The organism is Pseudoduganella guangdongensis (assembly GCF_009857475.1).
GTDB lineage: Bacteria > Pseudomonadota > Gammaproteobacteria > Burkholderiales > Burkholderiaceae_D > Rugamonas > Rugamonas guangdongensis.
In genome coordinates, this window is sequence record NZ_WWCJ01000014.1 from 45356 (window position 1) to 63456 (window position 18101).

At 65.5% G+C, this 18101-nt stretch carries 17 protein-coding genes; 5 read left to right on the plus strand and 12 right to left on the minus strand.

Annotated features, from left to right (window positions below; translation table 11 throughout):
• Positions 1 to 2 precede the first annotated feature (2 nt).
• From gspE to GTP41_RS18835, 4 genes are read left to right on the plus strand one after another with little or no spacing between them, the layout of a single operon-like run.
• Positions 3 to 1424, plus strand: coding sequence for a type II secretion system ATPase GspE (gene gspE, locus GTP41_RS18820; protein ID WP_161027119.1), 1422 nt, complete (start codon positions 3 to 5; stop codon positions 1422 to 1424).
• Positions 1425 to 1427: 3 nt separating this feature from the next.
• A complete protein-coding gene (gene gspF / locus GTP41_RS18825; protein ID WP_161027120.1) occupies positions 1428 to 2648 on the plus strand; it encodes a type II secretion system inner membrane protein GspF in 1221 nt (406 codons plus the stop codon).
• A gap of 15 nt (positions 2649 to 2663) precedes the next feature.
• The gene (locus GTP41_RS18830; RefSeq protein ID WP_161027121.1) at positions 2664 to 3233 is read left to right on the plus strand and encodes a type II secretion system protein N; all 570 of its coding nucleotides are present in this window, start codon (positions 2664 to 2666) and stop codon (positions 3231 to 3233) included.
• Between the two features lie 17 nt (positions 3234 to 3250).
• On the plus strand, positions 3251 to 5479 hold the full coding sequence (locus tag GTP41_RS18835; protein WP_229502963.1) for a patatin-like phospholipase family protein: 2229 nt from the start codon (positions 3251 to 3253) through the stop codon (positions 5477 to 5479).
• Positions 5480 to 5641: 162 nt separating this feature from the next.
• Here GTP41_RS18835 and GTP41_RS18840 read toward each other — a convergent pair whose 3' ends face one another.
• The 9 genes from GTP41_RS18840 to GTP41_RS18880 all read right to left on the minus strand — a co-directional run bounded on the left by GTP41_RS18840 (position 5642) and on the right by GTP41_RS18880 (position 13729).
• The gene (locus GTP41_RS18840; RefSeq protein WP_161027123.1) at positions 5642 to 5851 is read right to left on the minus strand and encodes a hypothetical protein; all 210 of its coding nucleotides are present in this window, start codon (positions 5849 to 5851) and stop codon (positions 5642 to 5644) included.
• Positions 5851 to 7185 (minus strand): ATP-dependent protease ATPase subunit HslU, encoded by a 1335-nt coding sequence (gene hslU / locus GTP41_RS18845; protein WP_161027124.1) that lies wholly within the window; start codon positions 7183 to 7185, stop codon positions 5851 to 5853. Before hslU ends, GTP41_RS18840 begins: the two co-directional genes overlap by 1 nt.
• Positions 7182 to 7724 carry an ATP-dependent protease subunit HslV gene (hslV, locus tag GTP41_RS18850; protein ID WP_161027125.1) on the minus strand — a complete coding sequence of 181 codons (543 nt, stop codon included), beginning with the start codon at positions 7722 to 7724 and terminating at the stop codon, positions 7182 to 7184. Before hslV ends, hslU begins: the two co-directional genes overlap by 4 nt.
• An 85-nt stretch (positions 7725 to 7809) precedes the next feature.
• Positions 7810 to 9135, minus strand: coding sequence for an STAS domain-containing protein (locus GTP41_RS18855; protein ID WP_161027126.1), 1326 nt, complete (start codon positions 9133 to 9135; stop codon positions 7810 to 7812).
• A gap of 104 nt (positions 9136 to 9239) precedes the next feature.
• Positions 9240 to 9683 carry an RNA polymerase-binding protein DksA gene (dksA, locus tag GTP41_RS18860; protein ID WP_161027127.1) on the minus strand — a complete coding sequence of 148 codons (444 nt, stop codon included), beginning with the start codon at positions 9681 to 9683 and terminating at the stop codon, positions 9240 to 9242.
• A 72-nt stretch (positions 9684 to 9755) separates the two neighbouring features.
• The gene (locus tag GTP41_RS18865) at positions 9756 to 10814 is read right to left on the minus strand and encodes a CobW family GTP-binding protein (protein ID WP_161027128.1); all 1059 of its coding nucleotides are present in this window, start codon (positions 10812 to 10814) and stop codon (positions 9756 to 9758) included.
• 91 nt (positions 10815 to 10905) lie between these two features.
• Positions 10906 to 11856: a tyrosine recombinase XerC gene (locus GTP41_RS18870; protein ID WP_161027129.1), complete on the minus strand. Its 951-nt coding sequence runs from the start codon at positions 11854 to 11856 to the stop codon at positions 10906 to 10908.
• Between the two features lie 6 nt (positions 11857 to 11862).
• The gene (locus GTP41_RS18875) at positions 11863 to 12534 is read right to left on the minus strand and encodes a DUF484 family protein (RefSeq protein ID WP_161027130.1); all 672 of its coding nucleotides are present in this window, start codon (positions 12532 to 12534) and stop codon (positions 11863 to 11865) included.
• A gap of 97 nt (positions 12535 to 12631) precedes the next feature.
• Positions 12632 to 13729 carry a porin gene (locus tag GTP41_RS18880; RefSeq protein ID WP_161027131.1) on the minus strand — a complete coding sequence of 366 codons (1098 nt, stop codon included), beginning with the start codon at positions 13727 to 13729 and terminating at the stop codon, positions 12632 to 12634.
• A gap of 299 nt (positions 13730 to 14028) precedes the next feature.
• Here GTP41_RS18880 and GTP41_RS18885 point away from each other — a divergent pair, with 299 nt between their 5' ends.
• Positions 14029 to 15315 (plus strand): SEL1-like repeat protein, encoded by a 1287-nt coding sequence (locus GTP41_RS18885; RefSeq protein WP_161027132.1) that lies wholly within the window; start codon positions 14029 to 14031, stop codon positions 15313 to 15315.
• 107 nt (positions 15316 to 15422) lie between these two features.
• On the opposite strand, the gene dapF is transcribed toward GTP41_RS18885, so the two are convergent.
• From dapF to GTP41_RS18900, 3 genes are read right to left on the minus strand one after another with little or no spacing between them, the layout of a single operon-like run.
• A complete protein-coding gene (dapF, locus tag GTP41_RS18890) occupies positions 15423 to 16286 on the minus strand; it encodes a diaminopimelate epimerase (protein ID WP_161027133.1) in 864 nt (287 codons plus the stop codon).
• Complete coding sequence (locus GTP41_RS18895; protein ID WP_161027134.1) at positions 16283 to 17179, minus strand: LpxL/LpxP family acyltransferase; 897 nt, start codon at positions 17177 to 17179, stop codon at positions 16283 to 16285. Before GTP41_RS18895 ends, dapF begins: the two co-directional genes overlap by 4 nt.
• Positions 17176 to 18027, minus strand: a complete 852-nt coding sequence (locus tag GTP41_RS18900) for a lysophospholipid acyltransferase family protein (RefSeq protein ID WP_161027135.1) — start codon at positions 18025 to 18027, stop codon at positions 17176 to 17178. The genes GTP41_RS18895 and GTP41_RS18900 overlap by 4 nt, the downstream gene beginning before the upstream one ends.
• Positions 18028 to 18101 lie beyond the last annotated feature (74 nt).

The window sequence follows — 18101 nt, forward strand, 5'->3', positions numbered from 1 at the left end:
CAATGAGCAACCTCCTGCCTTACGCCTTTGCGCGCGACTTCCTGGTGCTGGCCCAGCCCAGCAGCGAAGCCGAGCACGCGGTCGATGTGATGATGTCGAATGCGACGCCGGCTTCCGCCATTGCGGAAGTGTCGCGCCGCTTCGGCCGCATCAACCTGAAACACCTGTCGCGCGCCGACCTGGAAGCGGCCATCGCCACGGCCTATGCCAGCGCTTCCGGCGATGCGTCGCAGGTGGCGGAGGAATTCGATGCCGACCTGGACCTCACCAAGCTGCTGCAGGATGTGCCGGCCATCGAGGATTTGCTGGAGTCGTCGGATGACGCGCCGGTGATCCGCATGATCAACGCGCTGCTGACGCAGGCGCTGCGCGACGGCGCATCCGACATCCATATCGAACCGTTCGAGCAAACCTCGGTGGTGCGCTTCCGCGTCGACGGCGCGCTGCGCGATGTGGTGCGCCCGCGCAAGGCGATCCACGGCTCGCTGATTTCGCGTATCAAGATCATGGCGCAGCTGGACATCGCCGAGAAGCGCCTGCCGCAGGACGGCCGCATCACGCTGCGCGTGGGCGGCAAGCCGGTCGACGTGCGCGTCTCGACCCTGCCGACCGGCCACGGCGAACGCGCCGTGCTGCGCCTGCTGGACAAGGAAGCGGGCCGGCTCGACCTGTCGCACCTGGGCATGAGCGAAAAGATGATGGGGCAGTTCAATAGCCTGATCAACCAGCCGCACGGCATCGTGCTGGTCACCGGGCCGACCGGTTCGGGCAAGACCACCACCCTGTACGCCGCGCTGTCCATGCTGAACAACACCTCCACCAACATCATGACGGTGGAAGACCCGGTCGAATACGACCTGCACGGCGTGGGCCAGACCCAGGTCAACGCGCGCATCGACATGACCTTCGCCAAGGCCCTGCGCGCCATCCTGCGCCAGGACCCGGACGTGATCATGATCGGCGAGATCCGCGACCTGGAAACGGCGCAGATCGCGGTGCAGGCATCGCTCACCGGCCACCTGGTGCTGGCGACCCTGCACACCAACGACGCCGCCGCCGCCGTGACCCGTTTGCTGGACATGGGTATTGAACCGTTCCTGCTGTCGTCCTCCCTGCTGGGCGTGCTGGCGCAGCGCCTGGTGCGCAAGCTGTGCCCGAGCTGCAAGAGCTTCGACGGCGCGCAATGGAAGGCGGTCGGCTGCGAACATTGCGGCCACACCGGCTACCAGGGCCGCGTCGGCATCTACGAGCTGCTGCAGACGGACGACAGCATCCGCGCCCAGATCCACGACCGCAGCTCGGAAGCGGAGATCCGCGCGGCGGCGCAAAAGCACGGCATGAGCACCATGCGCGAAGACGGCGAGCGCTGGCTGCAGCAGGGCGTCACCACGCAGGCCGAATTGCTGCGCGTGGCGAAGGACTAAGCGATGCCGGCTTTCCGTTATGAGGCCGTGGATGCGGCGGGCGCCAGCAAGAAGGGCGTGGTCAATGCCGACAGCGCCCGTTCCGCGCGTGCCGACCTGCGCTCGCAGGGCCTGGTGCCGATCAAGGTGGACGCCATCTCGGCCCAGGTGGACGCCAGCGGCGCCACCGCGCGCCGCGGCTTCGGCGAAAAGCTGAGCACCAACGAGCTGGCGCTGTTCACGCGCCAGCTAGCCAGCCTGCTGGAAGCCGGCCTGCCGCTGGAGCAGGCTTTCACCGCTTTGCTGGAGCAGGCCGAGCGTCCCTATGTGCGCGACCTGGTGGCCTCGATCCGCTCGGAAGTGATGGGCGGCGCCTCGATGTCGGACGCGCTGTCGCGCCACCCGCGCGACTTCCAGGAAATCTACCGCGCCCTGGTGGCGTCGGGCGAGCAGATCGGCCAGCTGTCGCGCGTCCTGTCGCGCCTGGCCGACTACATCGAGCGGCGCAACGCCCTGGTGCAGAAGGTCAAGCTGGCCTTCACCTACCCGGCCATCGTCACCGTGGTGGCCTTCCTGATCGTGATCTTCCTGCTCACCTATGTGGTGCCGCAGATCGTGTCGGTGTTCGCCAACACCAAGCAAAAGCTGCCGCTGCTGACCGTGATCATGCTGGCCATCTCCGACTTTGTGCGCAACTACGGCTTCGCCATGCTGGGCATTGCGGTGGCGGCCGGCGTAGTAGTGCGCAAGATGCTGCAGAACCCGGACGTCAAGCTGCGCTGGCATACCTGGCTGCTGACGGCGCCGCTGTACGGCAAGTTCGAGCGCAGCCTGAACACCTCGCGCTTCGCCAGCACACTGGCCATCACCACCGGCTCCGGGGTGCCGATCCTGCGCGCGCTGGAAACCAGCCGCGATACGCTGTCGAATGTGGCCATGCGCCAGCTGGTCGAGCAGGCCAGCGACTCGGTGCGCGAGGGCGCCAGCCTGGCGCGCTCGCTGTCGGCGCAAAAACACTTCCCGCCGATGCTGATCCACATGATCCGCGCCGGCGAAATCACGGGTGAATTGCCCGCCATGCTGGACCGCGCCGCCAGCGCGCAGGAAGCGGACCTGGAGCGCCGCACGCTGACCATTGCCGGCCTGCTGGAGCCGATGCTGATCCTGGCGATGGGCGTGGTGGTGCTGCTGATCGTGCTGGCCGTGCTGATGCCGATTATCGAAATCAACCAGCTGGTGCGCTGATACTGGAGAATTGAATTGAAACGTTTGCCTTTGATTAGCAGTGTGGCCGCGGTGGCGCTGTTGTCCGCCTCGCTGGCCTACTGGGGCATGCAGCTGTTTAAGCCGAAGCAGCGCCCGATCGCTGCGGTGCCCATGGCGCAGGCGCCGGAAGCGAGCCTGGATGCGGCGCGCGGGCTGTTCGGCGGGAATACGGCGGTGGCTGCGGTCAGCAATTTCCAGCTGCGCGGCGTGGTGGCCGATACGCGCGGGCGCGGCAGCGTGGCGATTATTTCGGCCGATGCGCAGCCGGCCAAGGCCTTCCCGGTCGGTGCGGAAGTGGCGCCCGGCGTGAGCGTGAAGGAGGTGCAGGCGCGCCATGTGATCCTGCTGGAGGGTGGGGTGCAGAAGCGCCTGGAGCTGATGGCGGATGCCGGCGGTAGCGCATCGCTGGCGATGCCGCCGCCGATGGAGCAGCCGCAACCCGTGCCGATGCCGCCGCCTCCGCCGCAGCAGATGGTGCCGGCGCCGCCGCCGGTGCAGATGGCGCCGGCCCAGCCGCCGACCACCTCGGCGCAACCGACGGGCGGGGCGCCGCAGACGCGATGAAGGGGCTGGCGCTAGCCTTGGTCCTTTGCGCGGGCTTTGCCGGCGCCGCCGAACCCCGGCAAACCGGGGTCGGACCCGAGGGTCCGACCCTTGGGTCTGACCCTGCAGTACCGGGTTCAGCCCGCCCCAAAGTCGCCCTGGTATTAAGCGGCGGCGGCGCGCGCGGTTTCGCCCACGTCGGCGTCCTGCGTGCCCTGCAGGAAATGCGCATCCCGATCGACCTGGTAGTCGGCACCTCGATGGGCAGCGTCATCGGCGGCGCCTGGGCCGCCGGCGCGTCGCTCAAAGACCTCGAAAAGATGGCCGCCACCACCGACTGGGACAGCGTGGTGGCCGACCGCCCGGCGCGCGACGAGCTGCACTTCCGCCGCCGCGACGAAGACATCCTTCTGCCATCGCGCATCGAATTCGGCATTACCCTGAAAGGCGTGCAAGGCCCGCCCGGCGCAGCCGGCAACGCCGCCCTGGAAATGGCCCTGCAACGCCTGCTGCCGCCCGGCACGCGCGACCTGCCGGTCAGCCAGCTCCCGCTGCCGTTCCGCTCGGTCGCCTCCGACCTGCTGACCGGCGAGCTGGTGGTGCTCGACAACACCCCCCTATTCCAGACCATGCGCGCCTCGCTCGCGGTGCCGGGCGTGTTCGCGCCGGTGCGCATCAAGGACCACCTGGTGGTGGATGGCGGCCTGGTGCGCAACCTGCCGGTCGACATGGCGCGCGCCATGGGCGCCGACATCGTCATCGCGGTCAATGTCGGCACCACCCTGGCGCCGGAAAAAGAACTGGGCAGCGCGCTGGGCGTCGCCAACCAGATGCTGCAGATCCTGACCGAGCAAAACGTGCAGCGCTCCCTGAGCGAATTGCGCAAGGACGACATCCTGATCGCGCCCAAGCTCGATGGCGTCAGCTTCCTCGACTTCTCCACCTGGGACAAGGCCATGAAAGCCGGCGAAGCCGCCGCGCGCGAACTGCAGCCGCGCCTGGCCGCGCTGGCGCTGCCGGAGCGCGAGTACGTCAGCCGGGAGAGCCTGCGCCTGGCCACGCCGGCCGATACCGACCGCGCGGTCAAGCTGGCGAAAGTGCAGGTGCAGGGCACGCGCGACGTGAACCCGGAAGTGCTGATCAGCCAGTCCGGCCTGGAACCCGGCCAGCCCACCACGCGCGAGCAGGTGCGGCAGGCGGCGGTGGCACTCTACGGGCGCGGCGATATGGCGCGCGTGGAAACGGATATCGACGACCTGGATGGCGAGCGCACCGTCACCATCCGCGCCACCGAGGCGGAATGGGCGCGCAGCCGCATGCGCGTGGGCCTGGAGCTGACCAGCGATTTCCGCGACTCGAACGATTTCGCGATCAAGGTGATGCATGTGCGCTCGGCGCTGAACAGCTGGGGCGGCGAGATCCGCACCGAAGGTCGGCTCGGTAATGAGCGCGGCCTGGGCGTGCAGTGGTGGCAGCCGCTGGGTGCGGGCGGCAAGTGGTTCTTCATGCCGTCGGCGCAGATCGGCAAGATTGCGGGCGATATCTTCGTCAAGCAGCAGCGCATGGCGCGCGTGTCGTACAGCGCGCGCAGCGCGTCGCTGGCGCTGGGGCGCCAGTTTGGCAACTGGGGCGAGCTCTCCTTCGGCGTGTCGCGCCAGGCCTACTCGGTGCGGCCGGTGATACCGCAGGACCCGACGGCGGAGGTGGCGCGCAAGTACGACAGCACCACCTTTGCGCGCTTCCGCGTCGATACGCTCGATTCGCTGGCGTTCCCGACGCGCGGGACGCTATTGACCATCGGGCGCCAGCGCACGCCGGGCAGCGGGCAGGGCGTGGGCACGGCGGCTTCCAATTGGAGCGCGACGGTGCTGCAGGCGTTCCGGGTCGATAACTGGGCGGGACATGTGTCGCTGGAGTGGGCCAAGGCGCAGGCGGGGGCGTCGCCGGTGGCGCTGGGCGGTTTCCTGCGCTTGTCGGGGACGCCGACCAATTCGATCCAGGACCCGACCCTGATGCTGGGGCGGGTGGTGCTGGCGCGCCGCATTGCTTCGCTGCCGAGTGCTTTCGGCGGGACCATGCGGGCCGGCTTCTCGCTGGAGGCGGGCGGCGGATTCGACCGCGCGTCGGATGCGACGGGACGGGCTTTGAAGCAGGCCGGGAGTGCGTTCTTGTCGGTGGAGACCAGGTTTGGGCCGCTGTTCCTGGGGGCGGGCGCGACGCGCGAGGGGGAGCAGACGCTGTATTTGTTCCTGGGGCCGGTTTGGTAGAAACCCGGCACACCAGGGTCAGACACAAGTGTCTGACCCTGTCTAAGCAACGGTTGGTGGTGCGGGTTGAGGTCTTTGACGTTCAGCGAAGATCAACAGCGCACAACCGGAACCATCGGCCGCCGAACTGACAGGGTCTGACCCTGCGGGTCAGACCTTGGTTTACCGGTTATCGTCCTCATCCCCACGCAGCTTCTTTTCAATCAGCTGCTTGCCAGCCTGCCGCTCCGCCGTAGTCCGGCTCTTATCATGCGGCCCGGCCGCGCGCGCCTTGGCCAGTGCCGCAATCGGATTGCGCGGCTTGCCAAAGTTTTGCGACGGCTCGACGCGGATCCGCATCTTCTGCCGCGTGGCCAGTGCCTTGTTTGCCATTACAGTACGTAGCGCGACAAATCTTCGTTGACCGCCAGCGCATCCAGCCGCTGGTTCACATACGCCGCATCGATCACCACCTGCTGCGCGCCGCTCTCGGTGGCGGAATAGGAGATCTCCTCCAGCAGCTTCTCCATCACGGTGTACAAGCGGCGCGCGCCGATATTCTCGGTGCGCTCGTTGACCTGGTAGGCAATCTCCGCCAAACGGTTGATGCCATCCGGCGCAAAGTCCAGCTGCACGCCTTCGGTGGCCAGCAGCGCCTCGTACTGCTTGGTCAGGCAGGCATCGGTGCTGGTCAGGATGCGCTCGAAGTCGGCAATCGACAGCGACTCCAGCTCGACCCGGATCGGGAAGCGGCCCTGCAGCTCCGGGATCAGGTCCGACGGCTTGGCCAGGTGGAAGGCGCCCGACGCAATGAACAGGATATGGTCGGTGCGCACCATGCCGTACTTGGTGTTGACGGTGGTGCCCTCCACCAGCGGCAGCAGGTCGCGCTGCACGCCGGCGCGCGAGACGTCGGCGCCGCCCACTTCCGAGCGGGTGGCGATCTTGTCCACCTCATCGAGGAAGACGATGCCGTTCTGCTCCACATTGGACAGCGCGATCTTCTTCATCTCGTCTTCGTTCACCAGCTTGGCCGCTTCCTCGTCGAGCAGCAGCTTCATGGCTTCCTTGATCTTGATCTTGCGCGCCTTCTTGCGGCCGCCGCCCATGCCGGAGAACATGGACTTGATCTGTTCCGTCATTTCCTCCATGCCGGGCGGCGCCATGATTTCCATGGTCGGGCTTTGCTCGGCCAGCTCGATCTCGATTTCCTTGTCATCCAGCTCGCCCTGGCGCAGGCGCTTGCGGAAGGTCTGGCGCGTGGTGTCGTCGCTGCGCGGCTCGGTGCCGGTGGCGGCGAAGCCGAAGTCGCGCGGCGGCGGCAGCAGGATGTCGAGCACGCGGTCTTCCGCCGCGTCCTCGGCGCGCGCGCGCACCTTGGCCATTTCGCTCTGGCGGGTCTGCTTTACGCCGATTTCGATCAGGTCGCGGATGATGGTATCGACATCGCGCCCCACGTAGCCCACTTCGGTGAACTTGGTCGCTTCCACCTTGATGAAAGGCGCGTCGGCCAGCTTGGCCAGGCGGCGCGCGATCTCGGTCTTGCCGACGCCGGTCGGGCCGATCATCAGGATGTTTTTCGGGGTGATCTCGTGGCGCAGCGGCTCTTCCACCTGCTGGCGGCGCCAGCGGTTGCGCAGCGCGATGGCGACGGCCTTCTTGGCCTTGCCCTGGCCGACCACATGCTTGTCGAGTTCGCCGACGATTTCTTGAGGGGTCATGTTCATGCTGGGTCCAGGGTTTCGATGATGTGGTTCAGGTTGGTGTAGATGCACAGCTCGCCGGCGATGGTCAGCGACTTTTTCACGATCTCGGCCGGGGAAAGGTCGGTGTTCTGCGCCAGGGCCAGGGCGGCCGACTGGGCATAGCTGCCGCCCGAGCCGATGGCGCCGATGCCGCCCTCCGGCTCCAGCACGTCGCCGTTGCCGGTGATCACCAGGGTGGCCTCCTTGTCGGCCACCAGCAGCATCGCCTCCAGGCGGCGCAGCACGCGGTCGGTGCGCCAGTCCTTGGCCATTTCAACCGAGGCGCGCAGCAGGTGGCCCTGGTGTTTTTCCAGTTTCGCTTCAAAACGGTCGAGCAGGGTAAAGGCATCGGCGGTGCCGCCGGCAAAGCCGCACAGCACCTTGTTCTGGTACAGCTTGCGCACCTTGCGCGCGGTGCCCTTCATGACGATATTGCCAAGCGTAACCTGGCCATCGCCGCCAATCGCGACCTCGTTGCCGCGACGCACGCACAGGATGGTGGTGCCGTGAAATTGTTCCATATGTTAATGCCTTTGAATGGGAATTAACGCGGCATTTTGGGGCGCGAGCCCCAAAATTCAATATTTCCGACCAAATGGGGACGAATCAGTACTTGTGCGGGAACAGCCGCGCTATATCAGCATAGCCCAGTAAACGCATCAGCGCCGCCACCAGGTGGTTCAGGTCGCGGAACTCGATGCGGCGCTCGCCGCCGTTGGAGAGCTCGGCAATCTTCGATTGCAGGGCGCTGGCGGCGCCGAACTCCATGCGCGCCAGGCGGCTGCAGTCGAACACCAGCACCGGGTACTGGCCGGCGTATTCGTCAATGGCGGCCAGCAGCTTGCCGGCGTCGCCTTCGATCACGGCCGGCAGCATGAAGCGGTCGGAGGCGCCGGCCGTGGCCTGGCGCGGGGCGTTGGCGACCTTGCTCGGGGCGACGAAGGGCGGCGGCGACACCTCGAACGTGACGCAGTAGTCCATCGAGGATTCCTCGAAGTCTTTTTCGCGGTTGAGCAGGCGCAGCAGCTCAAGATAGAGCAGCCAGGGCGCTTCGCCGTCGTCGCGCTTGCCGATGGTGAGGATGGCGCGCACCTGGTCGGCCAGCTCGGTGGCGCCCACCACCAGCAGTTCGCGTTCGCCGCCCTGGACTTTCTTGAGGGCGGCCAGCAGCAGGGCGCAGCCTTCCGGATCGACGCCGTTGACGCGCGAGAAATCTAGGCGCAGCGGCAACTTTTGGTTCATGCTGTCCAGGCGCTCCAGCTGCGGTGCGGCCGCGGCGTTCAGGATGCCGGCCAGGGCCAGGGTCGGGGCCACGCCGGAATAGCCGGTGGCCACCGGCGCTTCGCTGGCGGCGCCGGCCGGGGGCACCCAGGAGGGCGGCGAGGTTTCGTACTGGCTGGCGTAGTCGATCGAGATGTTCTCGAACGATTCCTGCCGGCCCAGCACCTGGTACAGGTCGAACAGCATCCACCACACGGTGCGGTCCTGCGCCGCGTCCGGCAGGCTGCCCAGCAGCATCTGCTCGGCCACTTCGGCCTGGCCGTTCGAGTACAGGATGGCGATCTCTTCCACGATGGGCGCGCTTTCGGCGGCGGCCGCTTCCAGCGGCACGTCCTCGTCGCCCAGCAGTTCGGTGGTGTACTGGTCCAGCATGGGCAGCGTGGCGCCGTCGTTGCTGGCGGCAGCCGGCTGCAGCGGGCGTGGGCGGCGGGCCCAGACCGGTTCCGGTTCATTGAAGATGTCGGCCGCCATCGCCGCCTCAATGGCGTCGATCTTCATGGCGGTGGCGCGCGCGATCTCGCGCTGCAAATCCGACTGCTGGGCGCGCTGGCGCTCCAGTTCGCTGTTCGCGGCCAGGCGTGCAGCGCTATCGTCCTCATCTGAGACGACTTCGTCGGCTTTGCCTTTTTTGAAAATGGAGAACAGTCCCATAGGATCACTAGTGTAGCCCAAGGGAAAAAAATAAGGGCGTCCCGTAGGAGAGAGGTGCAAGAAAAAAGCACGCCGCGGCGTGCTTTTTTCCGCTTGCGCCTGAATCAGTCGCCGTACAGCTTCTGTTTCAGTTCGCGGCGTTGCTGGGCTTCCAGCGACAGGGTCGCGGTTGGCCGGGCGATCAGGCGTGGGATGCCGATCGGCTCGCCGGTTTCTTCGCAATAACCATAGTCGTTATTGTCAATCGCCTGGATCGACTGCTGCACTTTCTTCAGCAGCTTGCGCTCGCGGTCGCGGGTACGCAGTTCCAGTGCGTGTTCTTCCTCGATGGTGGCGCGGTCGGCAGGGTCTGGCACCAGCACGGTTTCGCGCAGGTGTTCGGTGGTTTCGCCAGCGTTCTTCAGCAATTCTTTTTCAAGGTTTTGCAGCTTGTTCTTGAAAAACGCCATCTGGGCCGGGTTCATATAGTCCTTCTCGCTCATTTTCAGAATTTCTTCTTCGGTGAGCAGGACTTCTGCGGCAGGGGTCGATTTATTTGCTTTTGTCATGACTTCGCTTACCTTCGATACGACAGGGTTTTCAGATTTGCAGCGCTGTGGTGCTTCAAAAAGCGCCCTAGTTTATACCAAACACTGTTCAAGGCCAGTAATAAAGATGTCTTTTGGCAGATTTTTACCAATAAACACCATTTTGCTGGCGCGTGTCTCGTTTTCGCCCCATTTGGCGCCCAGGTCGCTGCCCATCAGCTGGTGCACGCCCTGGAACACGACCTTGCGTTCGGCGCCCTGCATCAACAATACGCCTTTGTAACGCAACATGCGAGGACCGTACACATCAACGAGACCGCCCAGGAATTCATCGAGTTTGGCCGGGTCGAACGGGCGCTCGCTCTTGAACACGAAGGCCGCGATATCGTCGCTGTGATGGGAGTGGTGGTGGTCGTGGCTGCAGTGCTCGCCATGCGCATGGTCATGGCCGTGTCCATGGTCATGGCCGCAGTGCTCGTCGTGCACATGTTCTTCCTCGGCCAGGAAGTCGGGGTCGATCTCCAGCTTTTCATTCAGGTTGAAGCCGCGCAGGTCCAGCACCTCGCTCAGCGGCGCCTTGCCGAAATCGGAGCGGCTGATCGGCGCGCGCGGGTTGATGCGCTTCAGGCGCGCGCTCAGGGCGTCGACAGCGGCGGCGTCCACCAGGTCGGTCTTGGACAGCAGGATCTTGTCGGCGAAGCCAACCTGGCGCTGGGCTTCCTCGTGCTGGTCGAGCTGCTGCATGGCGTGGCGCGCATCCACCACCGTGACCACGGCGTCGAGCATGTAGTTAGCGCCCACTTCCTCGTCGACGAAGAAGGTCTGCGCCACCGGGCCCGGATTGGCCAGGCCGGTGGTTTCAATCACCACGCGGTCGAACTGGATTTCGCCGGCGGCGCGCCGTTTGGCCAGCTCGGATAAGCCGATAATCAAATCGCCGCGCACGGTGCAGCAAATGCAGCCGTTATTCATTTCCACGATTTGCTCGCGCGATTCCTGCACCAGGATTTCGTTGTCGATATTCTCCTGGCCGAATTCGTTTTCGATGACGGCGATTTTCATGCCGTGCTCTTCGCGCAGGATGCGGTTCAGCAGCGTGGTTTTGCCGGCGCCCAGAAAGCCGGTCAGGATAGTGGTGGGAATCATTGCCATATTCGTACTCGCTGCATTTGGAATCGGTCGATTATGCCGGAAATTTTTTTATTGTGGCAAATGCGGTTCGTGAGCCAGATCAAGCTTGCGCCTATTTAATTTTAGCCCGTGGATGGGCCTTGTCATAGACCAGGGCCAGGTGCTGGAAATCCAGGGCGGTGTACACCTGGGTCGAGGTGATGCTGGCGTGGCCCAGCATCTCCTGCACGGCGCGCAAGTCGCCCGAGGATTGCAGCACGTGCGAGGCGAAGGAGTGGCGCAGCATGTGCGGGTGCACCGGCACCGGCGCGCCGGCCTGGATGCCGTGCGCCTTCAGCCGCAGCTGCACCACGCGCGGCGTGACCCGCTTGCCGCGTTCGTTGACGAAGAGGGCGCTGCTGCCGTCGGCCGGGGCCGGGCGCACCGCCAGCCAGGCCTGCAGGGCGTCCAGGGCGGCGCTGCCGACCGGCACCCGGCGCATCTTGCCGCCTTTGCCGGTGACCACCACTTCGGCGTTGTCCAGCTCCAGCCAGCCGAGCGAGGCGGGCTGGCCGGCGCCGGCCTTGCGGAATTCGCGGTCCAGGCCGGCCAGCTCGGAGACCCGCAGGCCGCTTGAATACAGCAGTTCGAACATGGCGCGGTTGCACAGCTGGGCCGGCGCGTTGGCGCCGGCGCTGGGCGTGGCCGGAGCCACCAGCTGCACCGCGTCGTCCACCGACAGGGCCTTGGGCAGGGTCTTGGCGCGCTTGGGGGCGCGCACGCCTTCCACCGGGTTGAGCGGCAGGGCGCTATGCTGGCCGAGCCAGGCGAAAAAGCCGCGCCAGCCGGACAGCTTGCGCGCGATGCTGCGCGCGTCCAGGCCGCGGCTATGCAGCTGGGCCGCGTAGCGGCGGATATCGAAATGGGTCAGGGCGTCCCAGGCTTTGCCGTCGGACAGGGTGGCCAGCTCGCGCAGGTCGCGGCCATAGGCGGCGACCGTGTGCGCGGACAGCTTGCGCTGGCTGGCCAGGTGGGCCAGGTAGGCGTCGGCCTGCTGCAGTTTGCCGTCGCCCGTGCTGCCCATGGCGGCTTAGGCCAGCACCGGCGCCAGCGCGACGCTGGCGGTTTCGCCGATATGCACCAGGAAGTCGGTCGCCATCAGCGAGGTGAAACGTTCCGGGTCCGGCGAACCCATGATCAGCAGGCCGAAGGCGGCGCCTTTGCTGCCCGGCTTGCGCAGCGGCAGGATCACGGTCGACTTGATGTGCTCGGCGTCGTCGAGCCAGCGCACGGCTTCGAAATCGTTGTTGCTGCCGCAGTAAGGCGCTTGCAGGCTGTTGGCGAACAGGCGCGCATCTTCCGACACGCCGCTGGCGAACCATTCGTCGGCGAATTCCGGCGCCACATTGAACAGGCGCAGGGTGGCGGCCGGCACGTGGAAGCTGTCGACCAGGCCTTGCGCCACGGCGCGCGGCACTTCGGCATCGCGGCGCACTTGCAGCAGCGCCTGGTTCCAGCTGTGGAAGCGGTTGGCGATGGTGGCGTTTTCCTGGGCGTGGCGGGTCAGGTCGGACAGGCGCAGCTCCAGCGCCTTGTACTTGTCGCGCATGACTTCCATCTGGCGTTCTTGCAGCGATACCGCGCGGCCGGTCAGGGGACTGGACAGTTTGACGTCACCCAGCAGGTTGGCGTGTTCTTCGAAGAAGTGGGGATTGTCGGCCAGGTACTGCGCGACGATTGCGGAATCCAGGGTGTCGGTCATTGTTGATGTCACATCGAATGTTGCAGGCGCGGACATTTTAACCGGGAAACCGAGCAACCGGGGTCAGAGCCCAAGGGTCTGGCCCCGGTTTCGCGGTTTAGAAGTTGTGATGAATCCCCAGCGCGTAATGGTTCTGGTTCATATTGCTGCTGGCCGGCGCCGTGCTAGTCGGCACCTTCTTCTGCGACAGATCCAGGTAGAGGTAGGTGCGCGGCGAAATATTGTGCTCGTAGCCGACCGAGATTTCCTTGGTCTTCACCTCACCATCGGTATCGCGCTGACCATAACCGAAGCGCACCAGGCCCACGCCCACGTTGTAGTTGGCGCCCAGCACCCACGACTTCATGGTGTCGTTGATGGCGCGGATATGGCTCATATCCTGGCGGCCATAGCTGCCCATCAGTTTCAGGGCCGGGATCGGGCGGTAGTATGCGCCGACCGAATGCCATTTCACCTCGGTCGAGTTGCGCTCGGAGCCGGCGTACACCGCGTACTGCGGCATGGTGCCCGGCGCGGAATAAGTGGCGCTGACCGAGTAAGGGTAGGCCTGGGCGCGCGAGCCGGCCGGATACTGCGGCGCCACGGTCGTGCCGCGGCCGACGATGGCGGTGGCCAGGCCGTTGTTTTCCTTGCTGCCCAGGTTGAGGTTGAGCTGGAAGCCGTTGAAGACCGGCGAGTTGTACCAGAGCGCATTGGCAAAACGGTTGCCCGAGTTGCCGGCGGCGCCCAGCGGGTCGGAACCGCTGCCCGAGACGGCGGCGCGGTAGCCGGCCACCATCAGGTCGGTCTGGAAGCCGGCCACGTTCGGCATGCCGGACCATGGCTCGAACTGGGTGGTGGTTTCCTGCAGCGAGGTCAAGGCACGGCCCAGGCGCACGGTCCCGAAGCCGCCTTGCAGGCCGACCCGGCTTTGACCCTGGAACAGGGGACGCGTGCTGCGTTCGATATTGCCGGTATCCACCTCGTAGCGGATTTCCAGGTGGAACAGGGCTTTCAGTCCATTGCCCAGGTCTTCCTGGCCACGGAAACCGAGTTTGCTGTTGTCGCGTCCACCTTCCTGGATGGCGGTGTTGGCGGAATTGCTGGTCTTGTGAATCCCGGCATCCAGGGTGCCGTAAATAACCACGTTGGATTGCGCAAAGGCAGCACCGCTGAAAGCACCCATCAAGGCCATGGCCAATAACGATTTCTTCATGTGTTCGTCCTTTTTATCAATGAGACCGGGGATATGCATGGTTATACGATAAGTGCATAAAGCGCCCAGTTCCGGGGACTTGGTCATTTATCCGCACTAAAAAGGGTCAAAACCGTCCAAAGCGGGGCGCGTTGTTGTATTTTTGAAACGCTTGCTACCCTGCTCATAGAGTGTAAGGAAGCCGCAAGGAAGGGCTGTCACATTTGCGCTATATCAAAAAGTCTGGGAGTTGTGCGCCTGCAATTTGGCGCACCGCTACACTGGGCAAGCAGCTTTTTCCTTGGAAACCGGATAGATCGATGGCAAATCGAGAAGAGCTGGTGATTATCAGGGGAGCGCGGTCAGGAGACGCCGCCGCCCAGTTGGCGCTGGGCAAACTCTACCTGTTTGGCGGGGCCAGCCTGCCACAGAACGTGCCGACTGCTTTGCATTGGCTAAGCCGCGCCGCGGACCAGGGCGAGGCCGAGGCCTGGCACCTGATCGGCGCCTACATTCCCTTTGAGGTCGCGCACGCCGCGCGCGCCCAGGCCTTGCCGTGGCTCGTCCGCGCCGCGCAGGCGGGCGTGCCGGATGCCGCGCAGACCTTGGCGCAGCTGCGTGCCGCCGAGCCGGCGCCGATGCCGGCCGTGCCGCCTGTGGCCAAGGCCGGGGCGGTGCCGGGCGCGGCGTGGCCGGCCGGGGCACACAGCGCGGCAGCCCTGCCGGGCAATTCGGCTGGCGGGCAGGCGCGCGAAACCGCTGCGCCGCACGTTGCCGCGCCTGGCCCGGATGGCGTGCCGGACGCTGGCGAACTGCTGCGCCAGCGCACAGTGGCGGCGCAAGCTGGCGATCGCGCTGCCCAGCTGGCGCTGGGCCTGCACCTGGCGCGCATGAATAGCGAAGGCGACCGCGTGGAACCGGGGAATGGCACCGTCAATTTCAAGCGCGCCCTGCGCTGGCTGGCGCAGGCCGGCGAGCAGGGCCTGGCCGACGCCTGGTTCGCCATGTCGCGCATTTACATCCGTCCCGAGTTTTCCCAGCGCAGCGCGAGCGAGGCGCATGCCTGCCTGGAGCGCGCGGCGGATATGGGGCATAGTGCCGCCCAGCTGGAATGCGGCATCCATGCCTGGCGCGCCCGCCGTGGCGCGCAGGACAATGATGTGCGCGCGCTGTACTGGCTGCAGAAAGCCGCGGCGCAAGGCAGCGCGGAAGCGCAACAGGCGCTGGAGCGCATTGCGCCGTCCTTGCCGCCTGCCAGTTGGGCCGATCCGTTGCTGCCCATGCTGACGCGCGAGCTGCTCGGCAGCCAGCCTTTGCTGGCGGCGCGGATCGAGCTGGCGGCCATGTTCCGCCTGACCCGGGCCGAGGCCTTGCTATTGGATGTGAAGGCGGCCGACCAGGGCCATTGCCTGGTGGTGGATATCCGCGCCAGCTATGGGCGCAGCAAGCGCCGGCTTGTGCTGGTGCGCACGGCGGCTGAGCGGCAGAAGCTGGACCGCATCGTGCGCGTGTTCGAGCAGGTGGGGGCGGATGTGGAGGGGAATTACCGGCAGCGCTTGTATCGGCTGAAGAGCTGGCTGGGGGCGGGGTTGATGGCGGCTGCCTGAAACCCGGTAAACCGGGGTCAGACCCATAGGGTCAGACCCCTGACGGTCTCGGGGCCTGTGGCATGGAAAGGGTCTGACCCTTCGGGTCAGACCCTGGTTTACCGGGTTTAAACGGTGATCTCGCCTTCGAACACGGTGACGGCGGGGCCGGTCAGGTACACCGGCTGCCCCTCGCCCGCCCACGCAATCGACAGCTGCCCGCCGCGCGCATCGACCCGCACTGGCGAATCCAGCAGGCCGCGACGGATGCCGGCCACCGCCGCCGCGCAGGCGCCGGTGCCGCAGGCCAGGGTTTCCCCGGCGCCGCGCTCGAACACGCGCAGTTTGACGTGCTGGCGGTTCACCAGCTGCATGAAGCCGGCATTGACGCGGCGCGGAAAACGCACATGGTGCTCGATCAGCGGCCCCATCAGCTCAACCGGCGCGGTATCCACATCGGCCACCACCTGCACCGCGTGCGGGTTGCCCATCGACACCACCGACACCTGCACCGTCTCGCGCTGGCCGCCCAGTTCCAGCACCAGCGGCCACAAGGTTTCGCGCCCTTCCGGCTGGCCCTGCAGGCCTTCCGCATCGAACGGCACCAGGGCCGGCTCCAGCACCGGCGCCCCCATATCGACAGTGACGCTGCCGTCATCCTCCAGGCGCGGCGAGATGATGCCGGCCAGGGTTTCCACCGTGATCTGGCGCGCGGCGGTCAGGCCCTTTTCCACCACGAATTTGACGAAGGCGCGCGAGCCGTTGCCGCACTGCTCCACTTCGCCGCCATCGTTGTTGAAGATGCGGTAGCGGAAATCGCAGCCCGGCACACTGGACTTCTCCACCACCAGCATCTGGTCGGCGCCCACGCCAAAGCGGCGGTCGGCCAGCGCCTGCCATTGGGCGGGCGTGAAGTCGACCTGCTGGTTGATGGCGTCGATGACCACGAAGTCATTGCCGGCGCCGTGCATCTTGGTGAATTTCAGTTTCATCGTTTGTTGGTATAGAAGGAAGGTTCGCCTTCCGGACGCGTCTTGAAGCGCTTGTGGGTCCAGAAGTATTCGGCAGGCGCTTCTTTGATGCGTTCTTCAATAAATGCATTCATACGGCGCGTTGCCGCGACCATATCGGTTCCCGGGTAATTCTCCCACACCGGGTAAAACTTCACACGGTAGCCGGCGTAATCGGGCAGGAAGGTGGCGATCACCGGCATCACCTGGCCGCCGGTGGCCGCGGCAATGCGGGCGGTGGCGGTCAGGGTGGCGGCGGGCACGCCGAAGAAGGGCACGAACTCGGCATCCTTGTCGCCAAAATCCATGTCCGGCAGCATGAAATAGGGCAGCTTTTCCTTCAGCGCACGCAGGATCGGCTTGATGCCGTCCTGGCGCGTGAACAGGCGGACCGGCTTGAAGCGCGCACGGCCCATGCGCAGCACTTCATCGAACACCTTGTTTTTCTGCGCCACATACATCGACGAGGCCGACGCTTCCATCGCGATCGCGGCGCCCCCCACGTCAAGGCAGACAAAGTGCGGGCACAGCAGGATGGTCGGCTGGTCGGTCATGGCGGCCACCGGGATCTGGCCCGGCGGCATGCCGGCGCTGGTCTCCACCCGGATCAGCTTGCGCAGGCGCGCCTCCGGCGCCCACCACAGGATCGAGCGCTCCAGCACGCTGCGCGAATAGGCCTGGAAATGCTGGCGCGCCAGGGCGCGGCGCTGCTGTTCGCTGAGTTCCGGCATGGTCAGGCGCAGGTTGGTGAGGGCGATTTCGCGGCGCGCGCCCATCACCATGAAGAGCAGGCTGCCGACCGCCTTGCCGATACGGCCCAGCACCGGCAGCGGCAGCCAGTGCAGCAGCCACATAAAGCCAAGCAGGAACCTCATGCGGCCTCCTGCGCGCCGGGCGCGGCCACGCCGGCCGGCACCTTGTAGCGGTTATAGCTCCAGTAATACTGGGCCGGGCAACGGGCGATCAGCTTTTCCATTTCACGGTTGATGGCACGCGCCTGGGCGGCGGTGTCGCCGTCCAGCGAGCCCTCGAACGGCACGAAGCGCACCACGTAGCCTTTGCCGCCCGGCAAGCGTTCGGCGTACACGATCAGGACGACCGCGTCCCCCAGCTGGGCCATCTTGGCGGGCAGGGTCATGGTGTAGGCGCTGCGGCCGAAGAAGTCGGCCCACACCCCTTCACCTTCCTGCGGCACCTGGTCGGGCAGCAGGCCGATCGGCTGGCCTTTCTTCAGGAACTTGGCCAGCATGCGCACGCCGCTCATGGTGGCCGGCGCCAGCAGCAGGTTCTTGCGCGCGCGGGCGCCTTCGATCAGGGGCTTCATCGCTTCCTTGCGCGGCGGGCGGTACATGACCATCAGCTCGGTGCGGTGAGCGATTTCCTGGGCGGTGATTTCAAAGCAGCCCAGGTGCGGGGTCAGGAAGACGATGCCTTTTCCCTGGTCGAGGTATTGTTGCACCAGCTCCCAGTTTTCCACCGTGGCGCGCTGGGTCACGCGCTGCGGGTCGGCGCACCAGATGAAGGGCAGCTCGGCAATCGCTTTGCCCGCCTCACCCACGGCCGCGCCGAGGTGGGGGCCGAAGCCGGCCTGGGTCATATTGTCGCGCATGCGGCGCCGGTAGGATGGCGACAGCAGGTAGACCAGCCAACCCAGCCCGACACCCAGGGCGTGCAAAATTGGCAAGGGGAAAACGGAGAAAAAGCGGAATATTCTTAACAGCATTTATAAGTTTATAAGAGCAATTTATACGTTGCCCTGCACAAAAATTTTTTAAGAAGCGTAAAATACCACGTTAG

Bases quoted from the DNA above. Each gene is read 5' to 3' on its own strand.
- GTP41_RS18840 (WP_161027123.1), bottom strand. From the start codon at position 5,851: ATGGCAAACAAGGCACTGGCCACGCGGCAGAAGATGCGGATCCGCGTC.
- gspF (WP_161027120.1), top strand. From the start codon at position 1,428: ATGCCGGCTTTCCGTTATGAGGCCGTGGATGCGGCGGGCGCCAGCAAG.
- GTP41_RS18880 (WP_161027131.1), bottom strand. From the start codon at position 13,729: ATGAAGAAATCGTTATTGGCCATGGCCTTGATGGGTGCTTTCAGCGGT.
- GTP41_RS18855 (WP_161027126.1), bottom strand. From the start codon at position 9,135: ATGGGACTGTTCTCCATTTTCAAAAAAGGCAAAGCCGACGAAGTCGTC.
- hslU (WP_161027124.1), bottom strand. From the start codon at position 7,185: ATGAACATGACCCCTCAAGAAATCGTCGGCGAACTCGACAAGCATGTG.
- GTP41_RS18865 (WP_161027128.1), bottom strand. From the start codon at position 10,814: ATGGCAATGATTCCCACCACTATCCTGACCGGCTTTCTGGGCGCCGGC.
- hslV (WP_161027125.1), bottom strand. From the start codon at position 7,724: ATGGAACAATTTCACGGCACCACCATCCTGTGCGTGCGTCGCGGCAAC.
- GTP41_RS18870 (WP_161027129.1), bottom strand. From the start codon at position 11,856: ATGGGCAGCACGGGCGACGGCAAACTGCAGCAGGCCGACGCCTACCTG.
- dksA (WP_161027127.1), bottom strand. From the start codon at position 9,683: ATGACAAAAGCAAATAAATCGACCCCTGCCGCAGAAGTCCTGCTCACC.
- GTP41_RS18885 (WP_161027132.1), top strand. From the start codon at position 14,029: ATGGCAAATCGAGAAGAGCTGGTGATTATCAGGGGAGCGCGGTCAGGA.
- gspE (WP_161027119.1), top strand. From the start codon at position 3: ATGAGCAACCTCCTGCCTTACGCCTTTGCGCGCGACTTCCTGGTGCTG.
- dapF (WP_161027133.1), bottom strand. From the start codon at position 16,286: ATGAAACTGAAATTCACCAAGATGCACGGCGCCGGCAATGACTTCGTG.
- GTP41_RS18875 (WP_161027130.1), bottom strand. From the start codon at position 12,534: ATGACCGACACCCTGGATTCCGCAATCGTCGCGCAGTACCTGGCCGAC.
- GTP41_RS18895 (WP_161027134.1), bottom strand. From the start codon at position 17,179: ATGAGGTTCCTGCTTGGCTTTATGTGGCTGCTGCACTGGCTGCCGCTG.
- GTP41_RS18900 (WP_161027135.1), bottom strand. From the start codon at position 18,027: ATGCTGTTAAGAATATTCCGCTTTTTCTCCGTTTTCCCCTTGCCAATT.